The organism is Nonomuraea sp. NPDC003727, assembly GCF_053586935.1.
On record NZ_JBSFNE010000015.1, the window covers coordinates 178,706 to 205,248 of the forward strand.

Annotated in this window: 29 protein-coding genes and 1 tRNA gene; 15 read left to right on the forward strand and 15 right to left on the reverse strand. The window is 68.2% G+C overall.

All coding sequences use genetic code 11. From position 1 onward, the window contains the following. Positions 1–402: 402 nt before the first annotated feature. From ACWDLG_RS33785 to ACWDLG_RS33795, 3 genes are all read right to left on the reverse strand, one after another. Entirely contained in the window at positions 403–1,920 is a 1,518-nt protein-coding gene (locus tag ACWDLG_RS33785) for an alpha/beta hydrolase (RefSeq protein WP_449927970.1), read from the reverse strand. Positions 1,921–2,218: 298 nt separating this feature from the next. Further along, positions 2,219–4,966: a pyruvate dehydrogenase (acetyl-transferring), homodimeric type gene (gene aceE / locus ACWDLG_RS33790; RefSeq protein WP_449927972.1), complete on the reverse strand. Its 2,748-nt coding sequence runs from the start codon at positions 4,964–4,966 to the stop codon at positions 2,219–2,221. Positions 4,967–5,510: 544 nt separating this feature from the next. Further along, complete coding sequence (locus tag ACWDLG_RS33795) at positions 5,511–6,107, reverse strand: TetR/AcrR family transcriptional regulator (RefSeq protein WP_449927974.1); 597 nt, start codon at positions 6,105–6,107, stop codon at positions 5,511–5,513. A 55-nt stretch (positions 6,108–6,162) separates the two neighbouring features. On the opposite strand from ACWDLG_RS33795, the gene ACWDLG_RS33800 reads away from it, so the two are divergent. The 8 genes from ACWDLG_RS33800 (at position 6,163) to ACWDLG_RS33835 (ending at position 10,221) form a co-directional block, all read left to right on the forward strand. Next, on the forward strand, positions 6,163–7,020 hold the full coding sequence (locus ACWDLG_RS33800) for an alpha/beta fold hydrolase (RefSeq protein WP_449927976.1): 858 nt from the start codon (positions 6,163–6,165) through the stop codon (positions 7,018–7,020). Between the two features lie 153 nt (positions 7,021–7,173). After that, on the forward strand, positions 7,174–7,356 hold the full coding sequence (locus tag ACWDLG_RS33805) for a DUF1918 domain-containing protein (RefSeq protein ID WP_354904978.1): 183 nt from the start codon (positions 7,174–7,176) through the stop codon (positions 7,354–7,356). Between the two features lie 9 nt (positions 7,357–7,365). Further along, a complete protein-coding gene (locus ACWDLG_RS33810) occupies positions 7,366–7,773 on the forward strand; it encodes a secondary thiamine-phosphate synthase enzyme YjbQ (protein ID WP_354904976.1) in 408 nt (135 codons plus the stop codon). Between the two features lie 101 nt (positions 7,774–7,874). After that, positions 7,875–8,303 (forward strand): DUF3052 domain-containing protein, encoded by a 429-nt coding sequence (locus tag ACWDLG_RS33815; RefSeq protein WP_354904973.1) that lies wholly within the window; start codon positions 7,875–7,877, stop codon positions 8,301–8,303. A 55-nt stretch (positions 8,304–8,358) separates the two neighbouring features. After that, complete coding sequence (locus ACWDLG_RS33820) at positions 8,359–8,787, forward strand: peroxiredoxin (protein ID WP_449927979.1); 429 nt, start codon at positions 8,359–8,361, stop codon at positions 8,785–8,787. Between the two features lie 19 nt (positions 8,788–8,806). Continuing rightward, entirely contained in the window at positions 8,807–9,136 is a 330-nt protein-coding gene (locus ACWDLG_RS33825; RefSeq protein WP_354904969.1) for a hypothetical protein, read from the forward strand. Positions 9,137–9,190: 54 nt separating this feature from the next. Then, positions 9,191–10,132, forward strand: a complete 942-nt coding sequence (locus ACWDLG_RS33830) for an ROK family protein (protein WP_449927981.1) — start codon at positions 9,191–9,193, stop codon at positions 10,130–10,132. 17 nt (positions 10,133–10,149) lie between these two features. Then, positions 10,150–10,221, forward strand: a tRNA-Val gene (locus tag ACWDLG_RS33835). Between the two features lie 60 nt (positions 10,222–10,281). Here ACWDLG_RS33835 and ACWDLG_RS33840 read toward each other — a convergent pair. Genes ACWDLG_RS33840 through ACWDLG_RS33850 form a run of 3 tightly spaced genes read right to left on the reverse strand, consistent with a single transcriptional unit; the run spans position 10,282 to position 13,099 of the window. Beyond that, a complete protein-coding gene (locus ACWDLG_RS33840) occupies positions 10,282–11,466 on the reverse strand; it encodes a site-specific integrase (RefSeq protein WP_449927983.1) in 1,185 nt (394 codons plus the stop codon). Then, positions 11,463–11,669 carry a helix-turn-helix domain-containing protein gene (locus ACWDLG_RS33845; protein WP_449927985.1) on the reverse strand — a complete coding sequence of 69 codons (207 nt, stop codon included), beginning with the start codon at positions 11,667–11,669 and terminating at the stop codon, positions 11,463–11,465. Before ACWDLG_RS33845 ends, ACWDLG_RS33840 begins: the two co-directional genes overlap by 4 nt. After that, entirely contained in the window at positions 11,666–13,099 is a 1,434-nt protein-coding gene (locus tag ACWDLG_RS33850) for a replication initiator (RefSeq protein ID WP_449927987.1), read from the reverse strand. The genes ACWDLG_RS33845 and ACWDLG_RS33850 overlap by 4 nt, the downstream gene beginning before the upstream one ends. A gap of 146 nt (positions 13,100–13,245) precedes the next feature. Here ACWDLG_RS33850 and ACWDLG_RS33855 point away from each other — a divergent pair, with 146 nt between their 5' ends. Continuing rightward, positions 13,246–14,151, forward strand: coding sequence for a GntR family transcriptional regulator (locus ACWDLG_RS33855; protein WP_449927989.1), 906 nt, complete (start codon positions 13,246–13,248; stop codon positions 14,149–14,151). Between the two features lie 492 nt (positions 14,152–14,643). On the opposite strand, the gene ACWDLG_RS33860 is transcribed toward ACWDLG_RS33855, so the two are convergent. Beyond that, positions 14,644–15,090 (reverse strand): hypothetical protein, encoded by a 447-nt coding sequence (locus ACWDLG_RS33860; protein ID WP_449927991.1) that lies wholly within the window; start codon positions 15,088–15,090, stop codon positions 14,644–14,646. After that, positions 15,087–15,398, reverse strand: a complete 312-nt coding sequence (locus tag ACWDLG_RS33865; RefSeq protein ID WP_449927993.1) for a hypothetical protein — start codon at positions 15,396–15,398, stop codon at positions 15,087–15,089. The genes ACWDLG_RS33860 and ACWDLG_RS33865 overlap by 4 nt, the downstream gene beginning before the upstream one ends. Before the next feature lie 247 nt (positions 15,399–15,645). Between ACWDLG_RS33865 and ACWDLG_RS33870 the strand changes: the two genes are divergently transcribed. Next, positions 15,646–16,452, forward strand: a complete 807-nt coding sequence (locus ACWDLG_RS33870; protein ID WP_449927995.1) for a UTRA domain-containing protein — start codon at positions 15,646–15,648, stop codon at positions 16,450–16,452. A 339-nt stretch (positions 16,453–16,791) separates the two neighbouring features. On the opposite strand, the gene ACWDLG_RS33875 is transcribed toward ACWDLG_RS33870, so the two are convergent. From ACWDLG_RS33875 to ACWDLG_RS33885, 3 genes are all read right to left on the reverse strand, one after another. Continuing rightward, a complete protein-coding gene (locus ACWDLG_RS33875) occupies positions 16,792–18,234 on the reverse strand; it encodes an ATP-binding protein (protein WP_449927997.1) in 1,443 nt (480 codons plus the stop codon). Positions 18,235–18,887: 653 nt separating this feature from the next. Then, complete coding sequence (locus ACWDLG_RS33880; protein ID WP_449927999.1) at positions 18,888–19,313, reverse strand: DUF6193 family natural product biosynthesis protein; 426 nt, start codon at positions 19,311–19,313, stop codon at positions 18,888–18,890. Continuing rightward, positions 19,313–19,720: a hypothetical protein gene (locus tag ACWDLG_RS33885; RefSeq protein ID WP_449928001.1), complete on the reverse strand. Its 408-nt coding sequence runs from the start codon at positions 19,718–19,720 to the stop codon at positions 19,313–19,315. The genes ACWDLG_RS33880 and ACWDLG_RS33885 overlap by 1 nt, the downstream gene beginning before the upstream one ends. Before the next feature lie 431 nt (positions 19,721–20,151). Here ACWDLG_RS33885 and ACWDLG_RS33890 point away from each other — a divergent pair, with 431 nt between their 5' ends. Next, a complete protein-coding gene (locus ACWDLG_RS33890) occupies positions 20,152–20,352 on the forward strand; it encodes a hypothetical protein (protein WP_449928003.1) in 201 nt (66 codons plus the stop codon). A 115-nt stretch (positions 20,353–20,467) separates the two neighbouring features. Here the strand turns inward: ACWDLG_RS33890 and ACWDLG_RS33895 are convergent, their stop codons facing one another. Beyond that, entirely contained in the window at positions 20,468–21,073 is a 606-nt protein-coding gene (locus ACWDLG_RS33895; RefSeq protein ID WP_449928005.1) for a DUF6461 domain-containing protein, read from the reverse strand. Between the two features lie 301 nt (positions 21,074–21,374). Between ACWDLG_RS33895 and ACWDLG_RS33900 the strand changes: the two genes are divergently transcribed. Continuing rightward, positions 21,375–21,854: an NUDIX domain-containing protein gene (locus ACWDLG_RS33900; protein ID WP_449928007.1), complete on the forward strand. Its 480-nt coding sequence runs from the start codon at positions 21,375–21,377 to the stop codon at positions 21,852–21,854. A gap of 387 nt (positions 21,855–22,241) precedes the next feature. Here the strand turns inward: ACWDLG_RS33900 and ACWDLG_RS33905 are convergent, their stop codons facing one another. The 3 genes from ACWDLG_RS33905 to ACWDLG_RS33915 form a co-directional block, all read right to left on the reverse strand. After that, positions 22,242–22,388: a hypothetical protein gene (locus tag ACWDLG_RS33905; RefSeq protein WP_449928009.1), complete on the reverse strand. Its 147-nt coding sequence runs from the start codon at positions 22,386–22,388 to the stop codon at positions 22,242–22,244. A 109-nt stretch (positions 22,389–22,497) separates the two neighbouring features. After that, on the reverse strand, positions 22,498–23,037 hold the full coding sequence (locus ACWDLG_RS33910; protein WP_449928011.1) for a hypothetical protein: 540 nt from the start codon (positions 23,035–23,037) through the stop codon (positions 22,498–22,500). A 131-nt stretch (positions 23,038–23,168) separates the two neighbouring features. Next, complete coding sequence (locus ACWDLG_RS33915; RefSeq protein WP_449928013.1) at positions 23,169–23,675, reverse strand: anthrone oxygenase family protein; 507 nt, start codon at positions 23,673–23,675, stop codon at positions 23,169–23,171. A gap of 85 nt (positions 23,676–23,760) precedes the next feature. On the opposite strand from ACWDLG_RS33915, the gene ACWDLG_RS33920 reads away from it, so the two are divergent. The 3 genes from ACWDLG_RS33920 to ACWDLG_RS33930 all read left to right on the forward strand — a co-directional run bounded on the left by ACWDLG_RS33920 (position 23,761) and on the right by ACWDLG_RS33930 (position 26,452). Further along, positions 23,761–24,429: a TetR/AcrR family transcriptional regulator gene (locus tag ACWDLG_RS33920; RefSeq protein ID WP_449928015.1), complete on the forward strand. Its 669-nt coding sequence runs from the start codon at positions 23,761–23,763 to the stop codon at positions 24,427–24,429. A gap of 141 nt (positions 24,430–24,570) precedes the next feature. Further along, positions 24,571–25,521 carry an alpha/beta fold hydrolase gene (locus ACWDLG_RS33925; RefSeq protein WP_449928017.1) on the forward strand — a complete coding sequence of 317 codons (951 nt, stop codon included), beginning with the start codon at positions 24,571–24,573 and terminating at the stop codon, positions 25,519–25,521. Between the two features lie 202 nt (positions 25,522–25,723). Then, entirely contained in the window at positions 25,724–26,452 is a 729-nt protein-coding gene (locus tag ACWDLG_RS33930; RefSeq protein WP_449928019.1) for an alpha/beta fold hydrolase, read from the forward strand. Positions 26,453–26,543: the final 91 nt, after the last annotated feature.

Consider the following 26,543-nt stretch of genomic DNA (forward strand, 5'->3'; position numbering starts at 1 on the left):
CACCCGTCCGCTGAAGGCCGGCGAGCCCTTCCCGCCGCCGCCCTGACCGGCGCCTTCCCCGCCGCGCGGACATGACGCAGCCTCCGCTCGCGCGACCCGGGTCACGGACCGCGCGGCAGGGGCACCGACCGCCTTCGGCGGTCCATCCTCCCTGGGCACGCCGCCAACCGCCGAGCGGCGGCGCGCCCAGGGCATCCACTCATCCCAGGCGGTGCCGACCACAGGGCACCCACTCATCCCGGGCCGGCCACCACGGGGCATCCCCCGACACGGGCCGCCGACCGCAGTCCATCCGCCGGACACAGGCCGCGCCGACCGCAGGGCATCCACTCATCCCCGGCGGCGACCGCAGGGCATCCGCCGAACACGGGCCGCGCCGGCCCGTGTCCGGCCGCGCCTCCGTCAGGAGGGGCAGGAAGCGCCCTCCTCGGGCATCTTGCCCTGGAGCAGGTAGGCGTTGACGGACCCGGCGATGCACTTGCTGCCCGACAGGTAGGCGCCGTGCCCCTCACCCTCGTAGGTGAGCAGGGTCGCGGTCTTCAGCTGCTTGGTCAGCTTGGGCCCCCACTGGTACGGCGTGGCCGGGTCACCCTTGCCCGCCACCACCAGGATCGGCCCCGACCCCGTAGCGTCCACCTTCTTGGCCTCGTCGCTGCCCGGCACGGGCCACACCCGGCAGATGGATCCGGCGCCCACGCTGCCGAACAGCGGGGAGATCTTCAGCGCCGCCTCCTCCGTGCGCACCAGCTCCTGCTCGCTGGGCCGCTCGGCGGTGTCCACGCAGGTGACGGCGGGGAAGCTGGACATCTCGGTGGAGTAGGTGCCGTCCGGCCTGCGCCCGGTGTAGGTGTCGGCCAGGTACATCAACGCCCCGCCGTCGCCCTTCAGCGCCGACGCCAGCGCGCTCTCCAGGAACGGCCAGCTCAGCCTCGAGTAGAGCGCGGCCGCCACGGCGGTGCCGGCCAAGCCCTGCGTCAGCTCCCGGTCACCGACCTTCAGCGGCGACTCGACCAGCTGGTACATCAGGTTCGTGATCTTCTTGTCGGCCGCCTCGACGCTCTTGCCGAGCTCGCAGCCCTGCTGGACGCAGTCCTTGAGGAAGCTCTCGTAGGCCTGCTGGAAGCCCTTGGTCTGGGCGATCGTGCGCTGCTCGAACGTCACGCTCGGGTCGAGCGGGGCGTCGAGGACCATGCGGCCCACGTTCTTGGGGAACAGGGTGGCGTAGACGGCGCCGAGGTGCGTGCCGTACGACATGCCGAAGTAGTTGAGCTTGGCGTCGCCGAGGGCGACGCGCATCTGGTCCATGTCGCGGGCGGCGTTGACGGTGCCCACGTACGGCAGGACCGGCCCCGAGTCCTTCTCGCACAGCTTGGTGAACTGCTCGGTGACCGCCTGGGTCTTCTCCCTGGTCTGCTCGTTGGACGGCAGCGAGTTGAGCGAGACGTACGCCTCCATGTCCTTGCCGTCGCCGCACCTGACACCGCGGCTGCGCTCGACACCACGCGGGTCGAAGCTGACCAGGTCGTAGCGGGTGTTGAGGGTGGTGAACGCCTTGACCGCCCGCGACATCGTGTCGACGCCCGAGGCGCCGGGCCCGCCGAAGTTGAACACCAGCGACCCGATCCGCTCGCCGGGCCCCGTGGCCGGAATTCTGATCATCGCCAGGTCGACGGTCTCGCCGCCGGGTTTGGTGTAGTCGAGCGGGACGCGCAGTTTGCCGCACTGGAGCGCGGCGTTGGGCGTGGCGGGTGCCGCGCCCTCGGGCACGGCCAGGTCGGTGCAGGCGCCCCAGGCGATCTTCTCGGCCGCCGCCGAGCCGGTGGGCGACGGGCCACCGGTGCTGCCGGTGGAAAGGCCGCAGGCGGCGAGCGCGATGGTGAGCCCTGCCGTCGCGGCGACGGTGGTGTGTGCGCGGCGCATGGAATATCCCCCGATATCGAATACCAGGGAAAATCCTTTCACATGCCTTGCCGGATGGTCGCGTGCGCCGCGCGCGCCGTGCGGCTTCCGGTGGATCGTCACCGCCACGAGGCGGCACGCACCTCTCCTGAACACGCCGCCGCACCCCTCCATGAGAGCGCGCCGGGCCGTCCACGACGCGAAAAGGACGGCCGTCCATGACGCGAAAGGACAGCGCGCCGGGCCGTCCACGACGCGTAAGCCGGAGAAAAGAGAAAGAGCCCGCGCCGTCGGGCGCGGGCTCTTTCCTGGCGAAGCGTCAGACGCCCATGGACTGGGTGTCGTTGCTCTCGGCGCCGCCGGCCTCGGTGACGCCGTTCTTCAGGTGGTAGCGGGCGATCGCCTCGCGCAGCACCTCGCCGTCGAGCTCGCCCCGCTTGACCAGTTGGGTGAGCACCGCCAGCGTGATCGACGCGGCGTCGACGTGGAAGTGGCGGCGCAGCGCCGAACGGGTGTCGGACAGGCCGAACCCGTCGGTGCCCAGCGAGCTCCAGTCGCCCGGCACCCACTGCGCGATCTGGTCCTGGACCGCCTTCATGTAGTCACTGACACCCACGAAGGGACCCTGCGCGCCCCCCAGCGCCCGCGTGACGTACGGCACGCGCTGCTCGGAGTCGGGGTTGAGCAGGTTGTGCTCCTCGCAGGCCAGCGCCTCGCGGCGCAGCTCCGACCACGACGTGGCCGACCAGACGTCGGCCGAGACGCCCCAGTCCTCGGCCAGCATGCGCTGGGCCTCCATCGCCCACGGGCCCGCGACGCCCGAGGCGAGGATGTTGGCCTTCGGCCCCTGCGCCAGCGGCGAGTCGGCGAACTTGTACAGACCCTTCAGCAGGCCGTCCACGTCGAGGTCGGCGGGCTCGGCGGGCTGCACGTAGGGCTCGTTGTAGACGGTCAGGTAGTAGAAGACGTTCTCCGGCTGGTCGCCGTACATCCTCCGGAGCCCGTCCTTGACGATGTAGGCGGTCTCGTAGGCCCACGAGGGGTCGTAGGCGACGGCCGCCGGGTTCGTCGAGGCGATCAGCGGGGTGTGGCCGTCCTCGTGCTGCAGGCCCTCGCCGTTCAGGGTCGTGCGGCCCGCGGTCGCGCCGAGCAGGAAGCCCCTGCCCATCTGGTCGCCGAGCTGCCACATCTGGTCGCCGGTGCGCTGCCACCCGAACATCGAGTAGAAGATGTAGATCGGGATCATGTGCTCGCCGTGCGTGGCGTAGGAGGTGCCGACCGCGGTCATCGAGGCCATGGAGCCCGCCTCGTTGATGCCCTCGTGCAGGATCTGGCCCTCGGTCGACTCCTTGTACGACAGCAGCAGGTCCCTGTCGACGGCCTCGTAGGTCTGGCCGTGCGGGCTGTAGATCTTCGCCGTCGGGAACATCGCGTCGAGACCGAAGGTGCGCGCCTCGTCGGGGATGATCGGCACGAACCGCTTGCCGATCTCCTTGTCGCGCATCAGGTCCTTCAGCAGGCGCACGAAGGCCATGGTGGTGGCCACCTGCTGCTTGCCCGAACCCTTGGCGAACTGCTTGTAGACCTCGTCGCCGGGCAGCTTGAGCGCCTTGGCGCGGACCGAGCGCCTGGGCAGCACGCCGCCCAGCGCCGCGCGGCGCTCCTTCATGTAGGCGATCTCTTCGTCGTTCTCGCCCGGGTGGAAGTACGGCGGCAGGTCGCCCTCGAGCGCGGAGTCGGGGATCGGCAGGTAGAGCCGGTCGCGGAACTCCTTCAGCTCGGCCTTGGTCATCTTCTTCATCTGGTGCGTCGCGTTGCGCGCCTCGAAGTCCTTGCCCAGCGTCCAGCCCTTGATGGTCTGGGCGAGGATGACCGTCGGCTGGCCGACGTGCTCGCGGGCCGCCTTGAACGCCGCGTAGACCTTGCGGTAGTCGTGGCCGCCGCGCGACAGCTTGCGGATGTCGTCGTCGGTCAGGTGCTCGACCATCTTGCGCAGGCGCGGGTCGCTGCCGAAGAAGTTGTCGCGGATGTAGCCGCCCGACTCGACCGAGTAGGTCTGGAACTGGCCGTCAGGCGTGGTGTTCATCTGGTTGACCAGGACGCCGTCGACGTCGGCGGCCAGCAGCGGGTCCCAGTCGCGGCCCCATACGACCTTGATGACGTTCCAGCCGGCGCCGCGGAAGTACGACTCCAGCTCCTGAATGATCTTGCCGTTGCCGCGGACGGGGCCGTCGAGCCGCTGCAGGTTGCAGTTGATGACGAACGTGAGGTTGTCGAGCTCCTCGCGGGCGGCCAGGCCGATCGCGCCGAGCGACTCGGGCTCGTCCATCTCGCCGTCGCCGAGGAAGGCCCAGACGTGGCTCCTGGAGGTGTCCTTGATCTGGCGGTTCAGCAGGTAGCGGTTGAACCGCGCCTGGTAGATCGCGCTGATCGGGCCGAGGCCCATCGACACCGTCGGGAACTCCCAGAAGTCCGGCATGAGCCGGGGGTGCGGGTAGGAGGGCAGGCCGTGGAAGCCGTGCGACAGCTCCTGGCGGAAGGCGTCGAGCTGGGCCTCGTTGAGCCGGCCCTCGAGGAAGGCGCGGGCGTAGATGCCCGGCGCGGCGTGGCCCTGGAAGTAGACCTGGTCGCCCGACTCGCCGTGGTCCTTGCCGCGGAAGAAGTGGTTGAAGCCGACCTCGTACAGCGAGGCGGCGGAGGCGTAGGTGGCGATGTGGCCGCCGACGTTGGTGCGCGCGTTGGCGCGCGAGACCATCACCGCGGCGTTCCACCTGATGTAGGCCCTGATGCGCCGCTCGACATGCTCGTCACCCGGGAACCAGGGCTCGCGCTCCGGCGGGATCGTGTTGATGTAGTCGGTGCTGCGCAGGCCGGGCACGCCGACCTGGTGCTCGCGGGCCCGCTCCAGCAGGCGGAGCATCAGGTAGCGGGCGCGCGTGCGACCCTCGGTCTTGATGACGTTGTCGAGGGACTCGAGCCACTCGTTGGTCTCGCTGGGGTCGACATCAGGCAGCTGGCTGGGTAGGCCGTCGCTGATGATCGAGAAACGCTGGCGTCCGGAAGCCACTGGGTCTCGCCTTCCGAGGATCGACTGATGTCTGGTCTGGGTCGCCTTCCATCCTGGTCGCTAACTCCGGAAAGTGCATCTCTACTGACCGGTAACCAGACCGTCCCTGCTGGCAGGGAATGGATGGTGGCCTAGACCACCGATGGTAGGACGAATCGACACCAAAGGTTACATCGAGGGCCAGATTTATCAAGACCAGAAAAGAGACGAAATTTCGCTTATGGGGTCGGCCCTGTGGAGAGGCGCTGGGGCGGCACTCGCCCCGCAGTATAGGAACGGTCTCGGCGCCCTCGGCCGCCGGGCGTCGCCCGGCCTCCGGTCCCGTCCGCGGGATCCTAGCGGCCCCTCCCGTACGGCACCGCGGCGGCCTGCTCCCAACCGGCGGACAGGTGGGCCGATCGCCTCGTCCGGCCTCGCCCGTGGGGCCGCTCCGTGCCGTCCGAGGGGCGTCTGAGGCGCGGCGGAGCCTCGCCCTGCGCGACGTCGCCCCGGTGACTCCTGCCGCCGACGTGTCGTCCTAAGGGGTCGCGCCACCGGGGGGCGCCTAAGGGGTCGCGCCACCGGGGGAGGCGGCGGCGAGTTCGGCGCGGGCGGTGGCGGCCACGACCTCGCCCGCCACCCTGAGCGCCTCGGTGTCGCGCAGCGACCTGCACAGCACGAACGCCCCTTCGAGGCTGGTCACCAGGCAGATGGTGAGCCTGCGCGCCACCTCGGGCGCCAGCCCGAACCTGGCGAACCCCTCGGTGCCCGCCGCGATCCACGCCGTGAAGACGTCGGCGGTCGCCCCGCGCAGCGCCTCGTTGGTGCCGGCCACTTCGAGCGCCACCGTGGCGATCGGGCAGGCGTCGGCGTAACCGGTCTCCACCAGCGTCTCGGCCGCCGCGGTGAAGAACGCCTCGATGCCGCTGACCGGGTCCGGCGCGGGCGCGATGAGCGCGTCGAAGAGCTGGACGTACATCATCCCCGACGAGCGGATGACCTCCTCGCCCAGCTGCTCCTTGCCGCCGGGGAAGAAGTGGTAGATCGAGCCGAACGGCGCGCCGGCCGCGGCGACGATCTGCTTGAGGCCGGTGCCCGTGTAGCCGTTGCGGCGGAACAGCTCGGCGCTCGCGTCCAGGATGCGTTCCTTGGTGTTGCCCACGATCGGAGCCTACCCTAAGGTCTCGCTAGAGCGATCTATCAAATCGGAGGCCGCTGTGCCGGAGATCGAGTTGTCAGCCGGGACGATCGACTACGAGGACACCGGCGGCGAGGGGCCCGTCCTGGTGTTCCTGCACGGAGTCACGATCGACGGCTCCGTGTGGCGCAACGTCGTGGCCGACCTGCGCCATGACCACCGGTGCGTGTGCCCGACGCTTCCGCTGGGCGCGCACCGCCGTCCCATGCGGCCGGGCGCCGACCTGTCGCTCACCGGCGTGGCCCTGCTGGTGGCGGAGTTCCTCGACCGGCTCGACCTGCGCGAGGTGACCCTCGTGCTCAACGACTGGGGCGGCGGGCAACTGCTGGTGCCGCTCGGCCGGGCCGAGCGCGTCGGCAGGCTGGTCCTGACCTCGTGCGAGGCGTTCGACAACTACCCTCCGGGGCTGCCGGGCCGCATGATCGAGCTCGCGGCGCGGATCCCCGGCGGGTTGTGGCTCGTCATGCGGCTGCTCGGGCTACGGTCCTTCCGCAGGGCCCCGGGCGGATGGGGCTGGATGAGCAAGCGACCCGTGCCCGACGCGGTGATGGACGGGTGGTTCGCGCCGGCGCGGGCCAGCTCGGCGATCAGGCGGGATCTGGCGGCCTACACGCGGTCCGTGCCGCCACGCCGGGTGTTGCTGGAATGGGCCGAGGGGCTTCGCGCCTTCGCCGGGCCGGTGCTGGTGGCGTGGGCGGTGGAGGACAGGCTGATGCCGCGCGAGCACGGTCCCAGGCTCGCGGCGCTGTTCAAGGACGCCAGGCTGGTGGAGATCGAGGACAGCTACACCCTCATCCCGGAGGACCGGCCCGCGCTGCTCGCCCGCACGATCGCGGAGTTCGTGCGCGAGACCGACACGGGACGAACGCCGGCCTGACCCCCGGGTCGAGGGCCTCGAGCCGGGTACGGCAGGCGGGTACGCGCGGGGTCGACGCTGTGCGGGCGGACCGTAACGTTTCGCTTATCTTTTGCCCTTCTACCTCGGTCAAGGGGCTTTTCGGATCGGCCCCGCCGTACGAAGGTGGGAGGTATGAACGCGACGGTAGGAGACCGGCTCCTCGTGCACGGCAACACCGTTGGAGAGGCAGACCGGCACGGCGAGATCATCGAAGTGCGGGGTGCCGACGGCGGGCCTCCGTACATGGTCAGGTTCGACGACGGGCACACCGGCCTGGTGTTTCCCGGTCCGGACGCGATCGTCGAGCACACATAGGATTTCCATGTGAAATCCCAGATCATCTCGGTGACCACCGGGTCGCGCGAGACGGTGCACGACATCACAGGTGAGTGCGAGGACTTCGTACGATCGGTGGGCGGCGACGGGCTGCTGCACGTGTTCGTGCCGCACGCGACGGCCGGAGTGGCGCTGCTCGAGCTCGGCTCCGGCAGCGACGACGACCTGCTCGCCACCCTGGCCGACCTGCTGCCCGCCGACGACCGGTGGCGACACGCCCACGGCTCTCGTGGCCACGGCAGGTCGCACGTGATGCCGGCCCTGGTCCCGCCCCACGCCACCGTCCCCGTGCTCGGCGGGCGGCTGGAGCTGGGCACATGGCAGTCGATCGCCGTCGTCGACCTGAACGTCGACAACCGTGAACGGCAGGTTCGACTGTCGTTTTTGTCGGATTAATTCGTGTGGAGTACGGCCGTCATCGTGGCGACCGTTGACGACTGAGGGTCACAGCGTGTGGACTGTCCCGAAGCGATGACCGCATATCAGGAGGGATACAAGTGAGCGCGACCGCGGGTCAGGCGCAGGGCGAGCGCAGCCTGGCCGAACGACTCGGCCTCAAGCCGGGTCAGGTGGTGCAGGAGATCGGCTGGGACGAGGACTGCGACGAAGAACTTCGCGAGTCCATCGAGAACCTGACCGGCACCGAGCTGTTGGACGAGGAAACCGACGAAGTCGCCGACGTGGTGCTGCTGTGGTGGCGCGACGGCGACGGCGACCTCTTCGACGCTCTCAGCGATGCGATGCGATCTCTGGCCGAGGCGGGCCAGATCTGGCTGCTGACTCCCAAGGCCGGCAGAGATGGCCACGTGGAGCCGAGCGACATCGGGGAGGACGCCGCCACCGCGGGCCTCTCGCAGACCAGCAGCATCTCCGCAGCACCCGATTGGTCGGGGACCAGGCTCGTGGCGCCCAAGGGCCGTCGCTAGTCAGACGTTGAGGCCTGCCGTACGACCGACCTGGTCGTACGGCAGGATGAACGGCATGGCTCCCGACTTCGAACTGCCAGACCAGCACGGCACCCCGGTCAGGCTCTCGAGCCTGCGGGGCGGGCGGGTGCTGTTGATCTTCTACCCGCTGGCCTTCAGCGGGGTGTGCCAGAGCGAACTCGGCCAGGTGCGCGACGAACTCATCCCGCGCCTGCCCGCCGACGTCACGGTGCTCTCGGTCTCCGTCGACTCCATGTTCACCCACCGCGCGTGGGCGGATCAGCAGGGGTACGAGTTCCCCCTGCTATCCGACTTCTGGCCACACGGACAGGTCGCGCAGGCGTACGGTGTGTTCGACGAGGCGAAAGGGCTCGCCAGGCGCGGCACCTTCCTCATCGACGGCGAGGGCGTGATCAGGTGGTCGGTCGTCAACCCGATCTCCTCGGCGCGTGACGTCGCCGACTATCTCCAAGCGTTGTCCTGACTGTCCATCGGAGGCCATCATGCCCTGCTACCGGTGCGGGGCCCGGCAGACCGACCCGGTTCGCGGAGCGAGCCCGTGGCGGCGTGGAGTGCGCCGCGAGGCGCAGGTGCTCATCTGCCCCGACTGCCAGCGCTCCCACGACCTCGACCTCGACCTGTGCGAATCCTGCGGCTCCACGTCGCTCATCTGCCGGCTCGGCGAAGTCGAGTGCCGCTCCTGCGGTTCGGTACGGCTCGCGCGGATCAGCGAGCCGGCCGGTTCCGAGCCGATGGGTTCCGAGCCGCCTCCAGGCCTGGCCGACGAGGTCGAGGCGGCTCTCGCCAGAGTGCTCGGTCTTTCCCGACAATAGGGTGCGCTATCGTTCATAGCCGTTGACCTGCCTCCGCCTCTCAGGATGACCGCTATGAGTTCCTACGTTGTCGCGCTCGATGTCGGCGGCACGTCCATGAAGGGCGGCCTCGTCAGCGAGAACGGCCAGGTGCTGGTCACCGACCGGCGCGCCACGCCGCGCGCCGAGGGGCCGGACGCCGTCGTCACCACCATCCGCGAGTTCATCGCCGACCTGGCCGCGCGTGGCGGTCCCGGGCTGGCCGGGGTCGGCCTGGCCGTACCGGGACTCGTGACGGCCTCCAGCGCGCTCTACGCCGCCAACCTCGGCTGGCGCGACGTGCCCGCGCGGGCCTTCGTCGACATGGACGTCCCCGTCATGCTGGGCCACGACGTCCGCACCGGCGGGCTCGCCGAGAGCGTCCTCGGCGCCGGCCGCGGCGTGTCCGACTTCCTGTTCCTGCCCATCGGCACCGGCATCGCCGGCGCCATGATCCTGTCCGGCCAGCCGTACGGCGGAGCGGTCGGCTGGGGCGGCGAGATCGGCCACATCCCCGTCTTCCCCGACGGCGAGCCCTGCGCCTGCGGGCAGCTCGGCTGCCTGGAGACCTACGCCTCCGCCGCCTCCGTCGGACGGCGCTACAGCGAGCGCTCCGGCATACCCGGGGTCAAGGCCGAGGAAGTCGTCGCCTCCGACGACCCGGTGGCCATCGAGGTCTGGGACGAGGCCGTCGAAGCCCTGTCCCTCGCGCTGGCCACGTACACGCTCTTGCTCGACCCGTCCGTGATCGTCCTGGGCGGCGGGCTGGCCGAGGCCGGTCCCGCCCTGTTCGACCCGGTACGAACCCGGCTGGTCAAGCGCCTCGCCTTCCGCGACGCGCCCCCGCTGGTGCCTGCGGCCCTGGGGGTCAACGCGGGCATGCTCGGCGCGGCCCTGCTGGGCTGGACCGCGGCCGGGCGCCCTTCGGTGGGGCGGGAATGGACAATGGATGTGCGATCGGCGCCCGCGGTGTCGTAAGGTGTAGTGCCGATCAGGGGCGGTTAGCTCAGCGGTAGAGCACTCGCCTTACAAGCGAGGGGTCACTGGTTCGAACCCAGTACCGCCCACCTGCGAAAAGGCCCCGGTCTCCGACTGCGGAAACGGGGCCTGAGTGACTAAGTGAGTGACTAACTCCCAAAGATCTTGTCCATCGCCGCAGCTCCTTGCATGATCACCGGCCGGATCTGGTGGCGGTAGACCGTCTCGGTCACCACCGTGTTGGAGTGGCCGACCAGGCGTGAGATGTCCTCAATGGGGACGCCGGAGTCCGACAGCACCGACACGAAGCTGTGCCGCAGCTCGCGCGGAGACCACTCCCGTCCGGTGAGTCCCGCCGCCTCGACCACCTTGCGGAAGTCGCGTCGTACGTTGTGCGCGGTGACCGGCGTTCCCGTCCTCGTGCAGAAGACGAGATCGTTGTCCTGCCATCGCTTGCCAGCCTTCTCGCGTGCGGCTTGCTGTACATCCCAGAGCAGGCGAAGCGCCTCCACACAGCGGCGGGGGAGCTTGAGCGATCGCCGGGACTTCACGGTCTTCGTGTCGCCCTTCTGCCGGACGGAGCGCCACACGTAGATCGCGAATTCCTCGTGGTCCCATCCCGCCTCTGCCACTGGTAACCACGCGTCGCGCTCTGCGTCGTACGCGACGACGTGGGACCAGAGCAGCGCACGCAGTTCCTCGGTACGCGCGCCGATCAGCAGCGAGAGGACGATGTACGCCCTGATGCGCTCGCCGCTGTTCTCCGCCTCGGCCAGGACGGCCAGGGCTTGAGCGAGGGTGAGCGCCTTGGAAGGTCGGCCTGCGCGACCCTCCGGGATGTCGCAGAGATCGACCACGTTCCGCTTCACCAAGTCACGCCGCATGGCGCTCTTGACGGAGCGGTTGAGAATGCCGTGGATCAGTTTGAGCGACCGGGTGCCCAACTCGTCGGTCTTGCCCGCCAGCCAGCGATCGACGTCCTCCACGGACAGGTCACGAAGCTTGCGAGCACCGAGCGCCGGGAACACGTGCTTGTCTGCGTACGTGTGGTACATGGTGACCGTGGCCGGGGATCTGCCGCTCAAGCCGTGCTCCAGCCAGTAGCGGACCGCGTTGGCCACCGTGTAGTTGGCCGGTGCGATGGCCAGGCCGTCTTCGTAGTCACGGATGATGTCCTTGAGCTTGGCCTTGGCTTCGGTCTTGGTCTTGCCGCTGGCCTTCTTGACGATGCGTTTTCCGGCCGGGGTGTAGCCGACCGTCACTGAGGCGATCCAGCGCTGGCGTTGCTCGTCCCAGTGCAGGCCGCCGTCTCCTCTGCCGCGTCGCGTGGTCATGATGCTCGTGCCTCCTGTTCGAGTAGGGCGATGTAGTCGTCGATGGCCGAGGCGGGGATGAGCCGGGTACGGCCCTGGGTGACCGAGCGCAGGCGGCCCGATCGGATGAGTTCGTAGATCACGCTGCGGCTCAGGCTGAGCAGTCGCATGGCGTCGCAGACGCGGTAGAGACGCCGCGAGTGCATCAGGATGGGCGCGGTCATCGCTCCTCCCGCTCTGCGGCGATCTTGCGGGCGGTCTGGACGCGCTGGCGGATGTGTTCGGCGATGATCGCTTCGCCGGGGGTGTAGCCGATTCCGGCGAAGCGCCAGTGGCCCAGGACGAGGGTGGTGGCGTCGTCGAGGGCGGGCAGGCCGTGTTGCTGGCGGGCTTGCGCGGCGCGGTGACGGGTGCGTGCGCCTCGAAGGTCGCCGAGGTTGAGGGAGTAGGCGCGGCTCTTGCTGGAGAAGTGGCCGCGAAAGCCGAGCATGTGCGCCCACGGCCGCAGCCGCAGCGCCTTGTATTCGGGGCGGGCGCCCAGGTCCCAGCAGGTGCGGATCATGGTTCGGGCGTGTTCGCTGACGGGGAGCGCGTCCAGGTGCAGGCCGGGTTTGAGTCCGGTGCCCTGGCATAACGCGCAGGTGGCCATCGGGCTCATCCGGCCCCGTCCACGGCAGGCCGAGCAGGACAAGCGGTGATCGATGGTGCCGGAGGCTTCGGCACCCTTGGTGGCGTACTTGGCGATGTAGCCCGCCACCGCCCGTTCGGACAGCCCCTCCAAGCTCGGGTCGAGCAGGATGGGGCGGATGTCGAGCTGGTCACCCCACGCGAGGGTCCACCGGCCCAGGTCGCTGGCGGGGGAGAGGAGTTCGACAGCACTGGCAGCGATGGGGACGGCTCGTGCAAGCAGGTGGTGATCAGCCCAGTCCGGGGGCTGCTGGTCTGGGCCGTCCGGGCCGTCGAGACGGATGATGGCGTGGAAGTGGACCAGGCCGCGCCGCTGGTACTCGGCGACCTTGGCGAAGGAGACGCGTATCAGCTTGGCGAGGGCGCGGCGGCTCATGCCTGCCTGGTCGGCCAGGGTTTGGCGGAGGGCCAGGGTGAAACGGTGCCAGAGCACGCCCGCATGGGCCTGCCACAGCACCGCCCCTCGGTAGTCGTAGCAGCCGGGGCAGATCGGCTGACCGAGCCGGTCATCCTGCGGGTGGTGGTGGGTGTGGCAGCCGACCGGCCGCCCGTGCTCGCACACGGTGCCGGGCTTGCGAGGACGGCAGGCGCGGCCGTCGCGATGGGAGTGGACGGGTCCGAACGAGGGAGCGGTCAGGGTGACGAACGCGCGAGGGTGAGCGCTGACGGTCTCGGGGACGCCCTTGCCGCCGGACAGGCCCGCGCGGATGAGGTGGAAGGTGTCGGCCTGGTAGACCTCGGAGCAGGCCGGGCAGACGGAGGCGCGACGGTTGCCGCAGGCTTTGAGCAGATGACCGCCGGGTTCATCGGCGCTGGTGTAGGTGTGCAGGATCTCGCCGGTGTCGGCGTGGACGATGGATGCGCCGCCGGTCAGGTGGACGGGCCGGGCGCAGCCGCCGGTTGCGGCGACCATCCGCTGCCATCGGGCGTATGTGGGGTCGTTGATCAGGCGAGCTAAGTCGGACATCCAGTCGGGTTGAGGGGCTGTCATGGCGCATCACCGTCCTCTCGTCTAGGCCGCTCCAGTGCTTCAGCATGTAGTACAAGTTGCGTCATGCTTTGATGGTACGTCACCCTGTAGTACAAGTGGAGAGACGAGTGAAAGGAAAGTGCATGGAATTCGACGACATTCCCGACGAGCCCCTCGGGCAGATCGATGACTCGATCTGGCGCGTGATCGCCTCGGCCCTGCGCGCCGACATCCTCGACGGCCACTACACCCCGGGCAGCCCGCTGCCCAGCGAGACCCAGCTCGCCAGCCGCTACAGCGTCTCCCGCCCCACCGTCCGCCAGGCCCTCAAGACCCTGGTCCTCGAAGGACTGGTCACCATCGTGCGCGGACGCGGCACCTTCGTCCGCACCATCCCCGACCGGTTCCTGATCCTGCTCGGTGCCGAGCCCCGCCCTGACCTGGTGGACCTGCGCTTCAACGAGATCAACCAGTCCTGGGGGTGGCTCCGCCTGCCCATCCCCGGCGAGGACGACGGCCAAGGCGGCGAGATCTACGGCCGCTCCCTCACCATCCCCGCCAACCGCGAGATCGCCGCGATGCTCGGCACCCGCCTCGGCCACAAGGTCGTGCACCGGCTCAACCTGTGGATGCACGTCAAGAAGCGCTTCATCGAGGTCAACTCCTACACCAACGCCGATGTCATCCCCCCACCTGTGAAGAGGAACGGCCGCGTCCAGCCCAGGCATGAACCGTTCTACGAGCTGATCCAGGCCGACCGGGGCCCGATCGAGTGGTTCACCACCGTCACCGCCCGCATGCCGTACGAGACCGAACGCCTGCGCCTGCGTCTGGAAGTCGGAGCGCCCATCCTGCTGATCCGTCGCATCATGCTCAGCCGCGACGGCCAGCCGCTGGAGGCCACCGAGATCAAAGCCGCCGCCGAAGAGTTCGAGACCACCACCATCAGCGAAGCCGCCGTCGACCACACCCACAGCCAGCCCGCGACCGACGAGCAGACCGGATGGCCGGAGATGAGCCCGGACGGCCCGATCGTGCTCGCGCTGTAGGTGGCTCAGAGTTTCTTTACTGGGTCAAGGGCTCGCTCCGCTCGCCACGCCGCCGCCCGCTCCGGGCGGCCTGCGCGCCGGGCGTGCGGCCTTGGGGGCCGGTCCCGGCGCGCACCGCCCCCGCTCCTGGCGGCGTGACGACCAACAAGCACAGACCACGCATAGTTCTCCGTCCAGGCAGTGAGTTGATGGCCGTTCCGCCGCCGGCCCCCACCGCTACGCGGCCCCTACGGGGTGCTTCGCATGCGCGCCGGCCGCTCCACTCCGAAGACGCATCTATCACGGGCTGAGGTCCGTACCCCGCCCCCGACACCGCATTGTTCGTGTCCCTCGGTCGGCGTCAACTCCGTCTCTGCGCCATGGGTGAAGGCCACGTGGAAGCCGCACCACAACGGCATCCGAAGACGGAGTGGACACCTCGGTCGGGCCACACAATCTGGCAGCTATCGGGGGCGGGGGGAAGAGTGGCCGTGGGAAGAACCGACCCGACGCTCACCAGGTCTCCGCCAGATGAACACAGACCGGGCAGGCTCGTGCGACTGTGGATGAGAACGGCATCGACCAGCCGCACACCGGCAGCGGGGACGCTGGCTCTCCGCACAGGCCGACTGTCGCGTCAGGCGGTACGGCATGCTGCACCAGGTGCAGCCCTACGCCGGACACCCCGAGTCGGTAGACGTCGGTAGGGTCGGCCGCTCCCGGTTGCGTGCCGTACACGAGCAAGTCATCCCAGTGAACCGGCCACCGTCGGATGCCACCCGGCAGGCGGTCGGCCGCGTCGTCCAGTTCGAGCAGGGCAAGAGTGCCGCTGCGCAGGACCATGACGACGGTGCCGCGCTGCCCCACCAGCCACGCGCCGGAAGCGCGGGTGCGGGCAGGGCTGTGCAGCAAGTACACGATCTTGGCCCGCGCGCCTGGCGTGTACCAAGGCGGTGTCACCTCGGCGCCTTGCTCGCTGTCCCCATGTCTTCAGATACGGCCGACAACGGCCCTGTCCGCCGAAGATCGGCGTAGCGGAAGGCGATCCGCCGAGCGGCGCGTGACGGGTCGGTCGCAGGGTGGCAGGCGTAGACGGCACGCTTGCGACGCTCGTCCCATCCCGACCGCCACCAGAACCACTCGCCGTCGCACCACACCACCAGCCCGACCCAGACGGAGACGAGCGCCATGCCGTACCCGTCGTGCGTGTCCGCCGGTATGTCGTGCTCTCGCAGCAGTGCGCCGCGCAGTATGTCTGCCGATAGCACTGCTTGTGACTCCTTGCCGTTCCTGGGCACGGCAGTAATCTGGTTCTGCATCGTTGACGCCCCAAAGCTCTCGATGCGTTCTGGACCCCCGTTGTGGGCGGTGTTCCAGCACCGTGCTCCCATGGCGGGGGTCCTACTTAGTCCCCCACTTTAGGGGGGCTAAAGTCGAGAGTAGAACCTGGCCTTAGCCCTCGCAATAGGGGGGCTAAAACCGGCTCTCGTCAGTCGCTGAGGAGGCATTGCCCGGATGGATCTGAAGACGCTGAGGGAAGTCGCCCAGATGAGCGACCCCGTGGAACGAGCCCGCATCCTCAGTCGGCTCATGACCGAGGAACAGGGTTTGGTCACCGAGGCGGCGAAGATGCGACGCCAGGCGATCGCCGAGGCACGCGAGTCCGGCATGAGTTTGGAAGAGATCGCCGGGCGCTTGGGCGTGTCTCCCGGCCGCATCTCGCAGATGAGGAGAGGGCCAGCGGCCCGCGCACCAGAAGGGCCAGCGTCTCCGGCCCCCAGGGTGCTGGTCCAGCGAGCGTTGCCGACCGAGCCAGCCGTACGAGGCTCGAAGTCGCTCTTCCTCGCAGAGGCCGAGCGGCAGGGGCTCAAGGCCGACCGGCGGATGCTGTACGTCGGGCTGGAGCCCGCCAGTGATCATGTAGCGGCTTGCCTCCGTACCGAACCGGGCGCGGAGATCGTTGCGAGACGCAAGATGATGTTGGCCAACGACGTGCCGGTGAGAATCGCGACCAGCTACTTTCGCGCCGACCTGTTCGGCGATACCAGGCTGGCTGAGCCCGAGTTTGTGCAGCCGTCGTTGCAGTCAGCCTTGACCGCACTCGGCTACACGTTCGGCCACGCGGAGGAGAACCTGACCGCCAGGCCGCCGACACCCTTCGAGCGGGAGACGTTGGAGCTTGAGCCCAGCGAGTGGATCGTCCAGGTCCTCCGAGCCAGCTACTCCACTGAGGGCACGCCCATCCACGTCTTGGAGACGATCTGCGCCGCCAACCGGCACATCTTCCCGATCGGCCAGGTCTCCGGGTACGACGAATTCTGAGTGACTAACTGGGTGACAATCGCCTCGTACGACCATGGACTAGAGGGGATCACCCTGGACCGTAAGCGCAGGTGAGCCCCGCAATCCGAGGTGGTCCCGCCCTCTTCGAGGGTGCCTTACAAGCGAGGGGTCACTGGTTCGAACCCAGTACCGCCCACCTGCATCAGAAACCCCGTGGCGATCACCCTTCGGGGCTGTCGGGTCATTTGCCCGCGCAAGCGGGTTTCGCCGTCATCGGCGAGATTGCCTGATCAGGCGTCGCCCAACTGGCCAACTCCTGGGCATCAGGCCTGTCTTGTCCGGCTGGGCGAACCGGCGTGCAAGGACATCAGCAATCCCCTATTCCGAGAGTCTCCGGTAGGTTGTTGACCGTCCTTGGCCCCCCAGTTGCTCGACGAGTCCTCTCGATCTCAGTTCGCGGAGTGCCTTGCGGATGTTGGGTGCGGACAGGTTCAGTTCCTGCTTGAGGTCAGCCACACTGCGTGTCCCGGCCGCCAGGGCGTCGTAGACGCGTAGCTCCGTCTCGTTCAGGTCGGAGCCCGGGCGGATGACGGGAACTGCCTGCTGCCGTAGGACGACAGTGAATCGGATGGCGGCGTCGATGTAATGCGCAGGTGGGAGCTCGGCCTCTGCCAGGGCGTTGGCCACGATCGGAATGCCGGTTGCCAGCGCCTCGATCACTCGCGCGCCTGTTTCTGGCGTGCGAGCGTGTTGGCAGATCGCAACGAGTCGCGCATTGCGTGCGGAGGTGACGGCATCCCGGCCGAGCCGATCGACCGTGATGCCGTACAGACCGCCCGGGTTGGAGACGATCAACCGGTCACGGCGGAGCCGAACCTCTACGGCCATGCCAGCCGACCAATGATCGAGGTCGCGATGGATAAGAGCGTTCGCGATGATCTCGCGGAAGGCGATGTATGGATATGCGGGCTGATCACGAACGGTCCCGTCCGGAGCCGACACGACGCTGGTGTCAAAGGTTCGCCGCGCCCAGCGCAGGGCGTCTTCCAGCATCCGCGGAATGGCCCCAGTGATCGTCGTCTGATTCCGAGCTCGCGATCCTGCGGGATCGGTCGGCAATGGCTCCGCCGTAGCCTGGATGACGAAGCGCGGAAACCACTCCTGTGGATGGACCCCCAAAGCCAACAGACCTGCAACGGTCGGAGTGCCGTCGGGCAGAGTCACTCCAGCACGCCGGAGCAACTCGACATCGTCAGGGAAACGGCCGAGGCCGTGGGGATCCCGTTCGCGCACCGAACGTAGGAATGCTGTGACAAGGTCGCCGTCCAGGTCCTCGCGGGTGGCTCCTGTCACGGGTTGCCGGTCGAAGAGCGGTGGCTTACGGGCGGCAAGGAATGCCTGCTCTTCCAAATCCGACAGTGGGAAGTCCCCGTCATACCCCCGCATGTATGCCGTGCCCGACGCCGTGATCCGACACGGCTTGGCTGACGGATCGCATTCATGCACTCTGGCGACGATGATCGGCGCCCCATCCACTTCTGCGTCGCTGATCGTGAGCTGAACAGGCGGCGAGAACGAGCGAGCCTTGTGAGCGAGGCCCTGCTTGAGAGCTTGCGGATCTGACAGCTGGACCGGACGAAAGCCGGTGGCCTCGTCGAGCCCGAGGATGATCGTCCCGCCGCCTGGATGGTTTGCGAGCGCGCTCAGAGTTGAGGCGAGCGACTGCGGCAGCCCTCCTGCCGCCGACTTGACCTCGACATCGTCGTAGTCGCCCCCGGTCGTGCGGAGACGTGCGACCAACTCGTGCACGTGCTGGCTCATAGGTAAATGTAACCATGGACTGGTTACATTTACTCGGGTTCTGGTTATATTTCATTCTGTTCCGATCCGGCGCCCCAGACCCGTAGCCGCCCAGAGAGTCCGGCATTCCGGAGCCGACCGTCCAAGCATCGCGCGCCTGACGAGTTCCCGATCGACGTGATGCCGAGGCGCTCCATCCGGCGCCGCCGACGTCACCATCCTCCTGATCGAGCGCCCTTGTCAGTCCTCTCAAAGCCGCCGCCACCGCCCGTTCGCCGGGGGACGGCCCATCTGGAACACGGCCACGTCGTCCCGCTGAGTGCCCATCTGAGTGACAACGGCCAGAGGCGAGCGTGGACAGCCGAGGATTTGGGCGGAACGTTTGCCGAGGCGAGAACCCGCGTCACCCAAGATCCCGCCTTCTCCTGGCATGCCTTACAAGCGAGGGGTCACTGGTTCGAACCCAGTACCGCCCACCTGCGACATCAGCCCCGTTTCCGATCATGGAAACGGGGCTTCGTGCCATTAGCGTGCCATTAGCTGATGCAGCGGTCCTCTGCCGGAGGTCTTGTGCGTTCCTGGTGATCTTGGTGTTCATCGCGTCGGCGATGCTCCGGTCGGCGTCGGCCCTGCCGTGCTGATGGATCAGCGGGGAGCGTGCGACGTCGTATGCCTCACGAATCGGCGGTTGATCGCTCGTGAGCAGCGAGTTCGTCAGGGGTGCCCACGAAGGCAGGGCCACAATCAAGCGGAAGACGTTCCACCACCATCGCGACGGCCTGTGCCGGCGTTGCCGCAGGTCCCACCTTCTCGCCGCGGCGAGGGCCCAACACCATGTAGCCGTCTCCCGCGGCGGGTGCGATGTATGGGATATCCCATGTCCATCGAGAACCCGTGCAGCGGCTGAAGTGGAGTTCTCCCATGCCTGTCCAGGGAAACAACTGCCTCAAGCGTGGCTCGGCATAGGCTTCGTCCAACAGCTCGAGGCGTACACGTCCATCAGTGCGAACGTACCGCCAACCGGATTCGACGATGTCCGTGCTAGATCGGGGCGCGTTCATGGTCACATGATGCATGCCGCTGTGCCATTGCCGTGCCATTAGCCGGCGCCGGAGGGCCTACCCGAAGACCCATCGACGATGTTCTGTGCGATCTTGGACTTCATGGCGTCGGCGATCTTCCGGTCGGTCTCCGCCGTGCTGTGCTGGCAGATCAGCGCGGCCCGGACTGAGTCATGTCCCATGCGCTGCATGAGGTCTTTGAGGCTCGCTCCCGAACTGGCGGCGATCGTGTTTCCGGTGTGCCGGAGATCATGGAAGTGCAGGCCGGAAAGCCGATCTTGCCACGCAGGGGACGTCCACGACCTCCCAGCGGCCCGTGTGGACGTCGAGCCGCTTGAGGGGATAGGCCGGATGCACACGCCGTACTGCTTGGCGACCTCCACGGCCACCTCACGGGCCACCGGCATGGCCTGGTGGACGGCGCGGGGAAGGCAACGTTCGGTCATGCAGTCCTCCCGTCGTCGGCGGTCACGTGCGCGGACCGGCCGCATTCGCGGCACTCGACCAGGGCGCGGGCCGGGCCGAGCCACAGCGCGTTGAGGGTGCGGCAGACCGAGCACCGGAGCCCATCGAGGAAGTGAGCCAGTGTCATGTGGCCTCACCCCGTGCGGTGAAGGTGGCGACCATGGCACGGATGTTCTGCATGATGCTGACGGCGTCATCCAGCAGCCGGTCCCCGGCGCGCACCGCCTCCGCTCCTAGGAGTGCCGATCAACGGCGACCAGGTCCATGATCAGAGTCCCCGGGCGAGGCTATCTGGAAAGCCGAAGACCCTTCGCTCTCGTGCATCTCCGTCATCTTCGTGCATGAGGGCGGTGCGGCCCAGAGCCGTTCCGCCGCCGGCCCCACCGCTACGCGGCCCCTGGGGGTGCTTCGCATGCGCGCCGGCCGCTGCACCCCGAAGACACCTGGATCACGGGCTGCCGTCCTGGAGCTTGAGCCCGGCGAGTGGATCGTCCAGGCGCTCCGGGCGAGCTACTCCACCGAGGGCACGCCCATCCACGTTCTGGGGACGATCTGCGCCGCCAACCGGCATATCTTCCCGATCAGGCAGGTCTCCGGGTGCGACGAGTTCTGAGAGGCCGATCCTGGGATCGGACAGTGGCTGTGCAGACGGCAGCAGATCGGGTGGAGTCGCCTGTCGAGGTCGGCGCAAGCCCGCCGACAGCCCAGTCCCTGCGTGGACCCGCCGATCATTCCTCAAGGGGTTCTGCGCCGAGGAACCGCAGGTTCAGTATGTCGGGGGAGAAGAGAAGGCCGGTGATCCTGCTCGCCAGGGCGAACGACCTCTCAATCGGGTAGTCGATGCCCGGGCCGTCGATGTCATGGTCGGGATCCAGTCCGAGCGCGCGCATGTCCTCGACGAAGCGGTCTGGATCACTGCCTGACCGTGCGTCCGGGAGCATCGGGTCGAACCAGACGACCGGCGTGCCGTCGACGATGTAGGCGAAGGTGTCCGAGGCGTAGTTGTGGCAGCAGACCGACACGACCTCGGTTCCTTGCGAGACCCGGGCGTATATCTCGGGGTCGACGGCGATCTGCCATCCCCCCGGTTCGACAACCACCGCCCAGTCGCCAACCTTGGCGGCGCCGATGTATCCGGCCGCGTCGTCCCTCATGCTCTCCGCCGAGCGCTCGTCCAGCTCATCGAATGCCACCTCCTCCATGGTGTTCTCGTTCACGCCGAACCGGCGGAGGACTTCCTCGGGGGAGAGATTTCGGACGAAGGACACGCAGTAGATTTCACCCAGTGTTTCGTAGCCGGGGAAGCGGGAGAATTCTTCGGGGATCTCGGCCATGGTCACTCCTCTGATGGCGTGAGCGGCATGATCGCAGTAGTCGCCGACAAAACGGATCCGGAGACCCGGTCGGTGAACGAGCGTCGGGTGTCGGCCCTGTCCCCAGGAGATGCCTTCTGGGTGACGAACCGGGTGACGACGGCCACAGACTGGGCCGGACGCCAGTGGACGGCTGTGGATTATCGCCGCAGCTCAGAGCCGTATGGAGCCTGGCCGGGCGAGCCCAGCCGTCCCTTGCCGGCCTCGCGCGGCGTCTCCATGTCGCATGACGGCACCCGACGAACCCCGTATGGTCGAGATCATGAGCGACCAAGGGAACGCTCCACCGCCCATGGCCACCGCCCGCGTAGCCGCAGGCGCTCTGTTCTTCGACGAGCACGGACGTGTGCTGCTGGTGAAGCCGACCTACAGGTCGGACCGCGACATCCCTGGGGGCTACGTCGAGCCGGGGGAGACCCCTTTCGGGGCGTGCGTGCGCGAGGTTCAGGAAGAACTCGGCATCCAACCGCCCATCGGGGACCTCCTCGTCGTTGACTGGGCACCCCACCCCAAAGAGGGCGACAAGATCCTGTTCATCTTCGACGGTGGACGGCTCAGCCCTGAGATTCTCAGCAAGATCACATTTGGGGACGGCGAGCTGGCGGGCTTCGACTTCCATGCGGTCGAGGAACTGGACGGCCTACTGATCGAGCGACTGGCCAGCCGGGTCTCTTCCGCCATCACCGCCCACAACATCGGGCGAACCCTGTATCTGGAGCATGGCCGCACGCTGCCGACGTAGGTCGCAGATGCGGCCTGGCGCTTGCCCGCCGCCTGGGCATGCGGCCTGGCGGCCGGTCCCGGTCGGCGGCAGCGTCCGGCCGCCACGCCGACCGGCGTGCACGCCGTCCAAGCAGCCCGCCGACCTCGGGCCGCGCCGTCGCTCGCGTCAACGGTGCCGGCGCCGTAGGAGAACGATGGTGACTGTGACAGCCAACACCAGGGCCGAGATGGACAGGACTTCGTACCAGCCCAATCCCAGCACGCGTCCGCCCTTCCATCGTGATCGCTCCAACCACAGTCTCCGCCGCTGCGGGGCTGGTCAAGGTCTTGTGCCTCCGGCGGGGGCCTCGGCTCCGGGATGATCGTGACAAGGGCTCAGGTGATCGGTGGTCCGCGCTGATGCGGCTCAGCAGTGCTTGCTCGGCGACATGTGCTCGACCAGGTCGAACAGGTCGGGGTCGAACCGGTCGTCGGCGAGCCAGCGGTACGTCCGGAATCGCACGGGCAGGTTCCTGACGAAACCGCAGCTCGCCGAGCACGGCGCGGTCCTCATCCGGCAACCGTGCCCACATCGACCAGGCGTCGGCGCCGTCCAGGCTGACCACCTTGGCGACGAGCCGCGCGGTGCCGTTCGAGCCTTTGATCGAAGATCGCGGTTGGGCCTAGTCGGCGACTGCGGCGAGGATCCGGCCGAAGACGGGGGTGAACTTGGCCGCCGTGGACGTGTCGGCATTGACCCAGTAGACGTTGATCGCCCGGTCTCCGGCGCCGGCGAGTCCTTCCACGACCGAGCCGTTCCTGTCGCAGACCAGCGCCCCGGACGAGTTCCGAATGCTGCCGCCGTTCTCGGTACAGGTGTCGGTGAAGCTCTTCCTGACGGTGGCGGAGTCCGCGCCCTCCACCAGGTCGACCCGCATCGTCAGCGGATCGGAGCCTTCCTGCGGGGCGTCGGCCGATGTGAAGAGGCAGACCGTCGCCTTGATCGACTCTGCTGTCTCCAGCGGGTACGCGTCGCGCCTCTCCTTCAGTTCCCACCGCAAGGAGGTGGCCTCGGTGAGGGCCTCGGGCGTGAGCGGGCACCCGTCCGCCGCCGGTTGCGGCCGGTCGGCGGCCGCTTCGCCCACCGCGTCGGTGGACGGCGACCCGCAAGCGGCGAGCAGGGCCGCGGACAGGGCGACGACGGCAATGAGCGACCTGGCCATCACCTGGTCGCCGTTCTCGGTGAAAGCGCCGGCATGGTCAATGAGGCGGATCGTGCCATGTGGATTTCCCTTCTCGGTCTCGGAAGGGCGGGGGAACGGATCGCGAGCATGCCTTCGGCGATGCGACGCGATCAACGCTCAGCCTGCCCGGGCGCAACAAGGTGCTCTGGCCCGGCGCGGTCGACGCCTTGGCCGATGATCAGGCACGCGAACGCCGCGAGGGCGAGTGCCGTTCGGACGAGGTGCAGGGTGACCCACCGTTGTCGGCTCTCGTGCCAGTCGGCGGGCAACCGGTCGGGATCCCAGCTGTTCGCGATCTGGTTGAGAGGTTCCATGCCTGCCAGGGTGAGGCAGACCGCGAGGATCACCAGGATCAGGGCGGCCGAGCTGACGCCGAAGACGAGCCATCCGCGCCGCCACGACAGGACCGACACGACGAACATCGCCGCGATGCCGGCCAGGAGGAGCGGTGGCATGCCACGGCCGTAGTCGGCGTTGAGCGCCTGCCAGTACCTGACGTACGCGGGCCCCGGCATCCGGGTCACGGACGGGGCGATCACCACGAAGAAGACACCGCCTGCGTACAGGCCGACCAGTAACAGCGCGACCATCCTGGACACGGTGAGAACCAGGGACACGGTGCGTCCTTCCCCCGGCGAGGATTCAATTAGAATTGCACTTTTTCATTAGAAGAGTCTCTAGTCAATGAAATCATGGCTACCGATGACTGAGCAGAAGAAGCGACGCGCCTACTCCAGCGCCCTGCGCCAGGAGCACGCGCAGGCCACGCGACGGAAGATCGCGACGGCGGCGCGGGAACTGATGATCGGCAAGGGCTACGCCGACACCACGATGGCCGAAGTGGCGCGTGAAGCCGGCGTGGCCGTCCAGACGCTGTACACGTCCTGCCCCGGCGGCAAACCCGCACTGGCCAAGCTCGTCTACGACATCACGCTGGCCGGGGACGCCCGGCCCCTGCCGCAGAGCGCCCGCCCCGAGGTCCAGGCGATCATCGACGAGCCGGACCCTGTACGCAAGCTGGCCCGGTACGCCGCCATGGCCACCGCGGTCCTCCGGCGCGTCCAGCCCGTGCACCGGGTCCTGCGCGCGGCGGCCGCCGCCTCTCCGGCCGACACGGGGCTCCAGGACGTCCTGGCCGGCATCGAACGCGAAAGGCTGATGGGAAGCCGCGGACCGGCCGAACATCTGCACGCTCTCGGCGCGTTGCGCCCGGGCCTTCCCGCGGCCAGAGCGGCCGAGCGGATCTATGTCCTCACCTCGACGGAGAACTTCGAGAAGCTGACCGAGGTGTGCGCATGGAGTGAAGCCGAGTACGAGGAGTGGCTCGCCGCCATGCTCGCGGCGGCCCTCCTCGAACACCCGCATGGGTGAACGGCTCGGTTGGCCGGAACATTTGTACAAGCCGCCGGTGCGCACCGGCGGCGACAGTAGGCCCATGATTATGTCCCTGGGGTTCGACGACCCCGCTGTTTCCACGCCGCCGATCTGCGGTTTGCGCACCGGTGGGCTGACGTGAGCAGCGTGGCACGGCGCCGGCGGCGCCTCCTGATCGCCTCGGCCGTCCTCGTCGTCGTCGTAGGACTGCTTCTCGTGAACGCGGTGGTGGTGACGCGGGAGGGCATCGAGGCCAGCGGGAATCCGACCCTGCCCCTCGACGGCGGGAACATCTACGTGCGCCAGGACGGCCCCCCCGATGCCCCCGCACTCGTACTGATCCACGGGCTCGCCGCGTCGACCCGCTCGTGGGACGCGCTCGTTCCGCTGCTGACCAAGTCCCATCGCGTCATCCGGATCGACCTGCTCGGGCACGGCCGGTCAGCCAAACCGGCCGGCGGCGGCTACGGGATGCCGGAGCAGGGACGCCGGGTCGGTGAGGCAATGGACCGGCTCGGGGTCAAGCACGCCTCAGTGGTCGGCCATTCCACCGGTGGCGCGGTCGCCACCGCTCTCGCCGAGCAACGCCCCGACCTGGTGACCTCGCTCGTGCTCATCGACACCGCGCCCCGTTTGGCCGCCGCCATCTCAAGCGGCGGCGTCGGCGGGCTCCTGTACGAGCCCGTCATCGGGCAACTGCTGTGGCGGCTTCGGACCGACAGCCTGATCCGCAACGCCGCGAGCACCGCGTTCAGCCGCCCCGGCTACCAGGTCCCGCAGGCGGTCGTGGACGACGTGCGCGGTATGACCTACCACGCCTTCATCGCGACAACGCAGACCGGCGACGACTACGTGAATCAGCGCGCGCTCCCCGATCGGCTGATCCCCCTCGGCAAGCCGCTGCTGGTGATCTTCGGTGAGGAGGACCGGAGATGGCGATCCTCCTCCGCCGCCGAATACCGCGCCGTTCCGGGCGCGAAAGTCGAGTTGCTGCCCGGCATCGGGCACTCGCCCATCATGGAGGATCCGCCGCGGACCGCCGCGCTTCTTCTGGCCTTCACCGCGAGCCACACCGCCCAGACGCACTGAACGAGACGATGCGCCCATGGCGGGACCCGGTGCCGCCGGCACAGCGGGACCGGGCTGCGGTGCGGGTGGACCTAGCCGATGTGCTCAAGCCGTACGTGTACGCCAACGACGACAAATGCCCCCAAGCTAGGAGATCGCGCTGCCACACACCGGTTCAGGCATTCACTGGGAGGAACACGGCCAGGGCCCTCTGACACTTGTCATGTTGCCGGGATTCGGCGCCTCGGCTGACCTCATGAACGGAATCGCGCGACACCTGAGCGGGTTCCGCGTCCTGATCTTCGACCTGCCCGGTCATGGCCGGTCCGTACGCGCGCCGGCGGACGGGAGGCTGCCCACGCTGGCCGAGACGCTGCACGAAGCGATCAACGAAGCGATCAACGACGCGGGCGGCGGCGCTTACTGCCTGGTCGGCTATTCCCTTGGCGGTGCGATCGCGGTGCGTATCGCGCTTGACCACCCGGACGAGGTGCGCGCGCTGGTCGGTGTCGTTCCGTGGAACGCCGCGGGGACGACTGCCGGGGACGAGGTGATCGCCGGTTTCGATGCCGCGTACGGCGATGCCGAAGCCCTCACGCAAGGCGTGGCGGCGATCTCCGTGGACCCGTCGAAGACGTCGAGTCTGACAAGCAGCATGCTGACCGTCACCGAACAGATGTGGCACGGCTGGCTGGCCGGCGGCGCGCTGACAAGCCAGGCCGGCGAGCTGTCCGAGATACGCGTACCGACCTGCTACATCCTCGGCGGGAAGGACGTCGTCGTGGATCAGGCCAAGCAGCTCGACGACGTGCGGCGCATCCCCGGAGGCCGTGCGGTCCTGCTGAGCGAGCTTGGCCACCTGTGTGGTCTCGAGATGCCCGACGTCGTCGCGAAGGAGATCTCGAACTTCCTGGAGACGGAGGTGTGGGCTGATCGCCCAGGACTGCTCTAGGAGCTGTTTCTTAGATCTCCTGACGGTGAGCGCTGGTCTTGTCACTCTTGGCATATGGGTCGTGGTGATCTGACGAACGCCGAGTGGGCAC

What these genes read in the sequence shown, in the direction of transcription:
- ACWDLG_RS33910 (WP_449928011.1), bottom strand. Translation starts at nt 23,037, where the DNA reads ATGGCCAGGTCGCTCATTGCCGTCGTCGCCCTGTCCGCGGCCCTGCTC.
- ACWDLG_RS33825 (WP_354904969.1), top strand. Translation starts at nt 8,807, where the DNA reads ATGCCCTGCTACCGGTGCGGGGCCCGGCAGACCGACCCGGTTCGCGGA.
- ACWDLG_RS33895 (WP_449928005.1), bottom strand. Translation starts at nt 21,073, where the DNA reads ATGGCCGAGATCCCCGAAGAATTCTCCCGCTTCCCCGGCTACGAAACA.
- ACWDLG_RS33905 (WP_449928009.1), bottom strand. Translation starts at nt 22,388, where the DNA reads ATGAGGACCGCGCCGTGCTCGGCGAGCTGCGGTTTCGTCAGGAACCTG.
- ACWDLG_RS33820 (WP_449927979.1), top strand. Translation starts at nt 8,359, where the DNA reads ATGGCTCCCGACTTCGAACTGCCAGACCAGCACGGCACCCCGGTCAGG.
- ACWDLG_RS33880 (WP_449927999.1), bottom strand. Translation starts at nt 19,313, where the DNA reads ATGGCACGGCAATGGCACAGCGGCATGCATCATGTGACCATGAACGCG.
- ACWDLG_RS33875 (WP_449927997.1), bottom strand. Translation starts at nt 18,234, where the DNA reads ATGAGCCAGCACGTGCACGAGTTGGTCGCACGTCTCCGCACGACCGGG.
- ACWDLG_RS33845 (WP_449927985.1), bottom strand. Translation starts at nt 11,669, where the DNA reads ATGACCGCGCCCATCCTGATGCACTCGCGGCGTCTCTACCGCGTCTGC.
- ACWDLG_RS33930 (WP_449928019.1), top strand. Translation starts at nt 25,724, where the DNA reads ATGTTGCCGGGATTCGGCGCCTCGGCTGACCTCATGAACGGAATCGCG.
- ACWDLG_RS33885 (WP_449928001.1), bottom strand. Translation starts at nt 19,720, where the DNA reads ATGACCGAACGTTGCCTTCCCCGCGCCGTCCACCAGGCCATGCCGGTG.
- ACWDLG_RS33855 (WP_449927989.1), top strand. Translation starts at nt 13,246, where the DNA reads ATGGAATTCGACGACATTCCCGACGAGCCCCTCGGGCAGATCGATGAC.
- ACWDLG_RS33840 (WP_449927983.1), bottom strand. Translation starts at nt 11,466, where the DNA reads ATGACCACGCGACGCGGCAGAGGAGACGGCGGCCTGCACTGGGACGAG.
- ACWDLG_RS33805 (WP_354904978.1), top strand. Translation starts at nt 7,174, where the DNA reads ATGAACGCGACGGTAGGAGACCGGCTCCTCGTGCACGGCAACACCGTT.
- ACWDLG_RS33890 (WP_449928003.1), top strand. Translation starts at nt 20,152, where the DNA reads ATGCGCGCCGGCCGCTGCACCCCGAAGACACCTGGATCACGGGCTGCC.
- ACWDLG_RS33830 (WP_449927981.1), top strand. Translation starts at nt 9,191, where the DNA reads ATGAGTTCCTACGTTGTCGCGCTCGATGTCGGCGGCACGTCCATGAAG.
- ACWDLG_RS33920 (WP_449928015.1), top strand. Translation starts at nt 23,761, where the DNA reads ATGACTGAGCAGAAGAAGCGACGCGCCTACTCCAGCGCCCTGCGCCAG.
- ACWDLG_RS33785 (WP_449927970.1), bottom strand. Translation starts at nt 1,920, where the DNA reads ATGCGCCGCGCACACACCACCGTCGCCGCGACGGCAGGGCTCACCATC.
- ACWDLG_RS33900 (WP_449928007.1), top strand. Translation starts at nt 21,375, where the DNA reads ATGAGCGACCAAGGGAACGCTCCACCGCCCATGGCCACCGCCCGCGTA.
- ACWDLG_RS33850 (WP_449927987.1), bottom strand. Translation starts at nt 13,099, where the DNA reads ATGTCCGACTTAGCTCGCCTGATCAACGACCCCACATACGCCCGATGG.
- ACWDLG_RS33870 (WP_449927995.1), top strand. Translation starts at nt 15,646, where the DNA reads ATGGATCTGAAGACGCTGAGGGAAGTCGCCCAGATGAGCGACCCCGTG.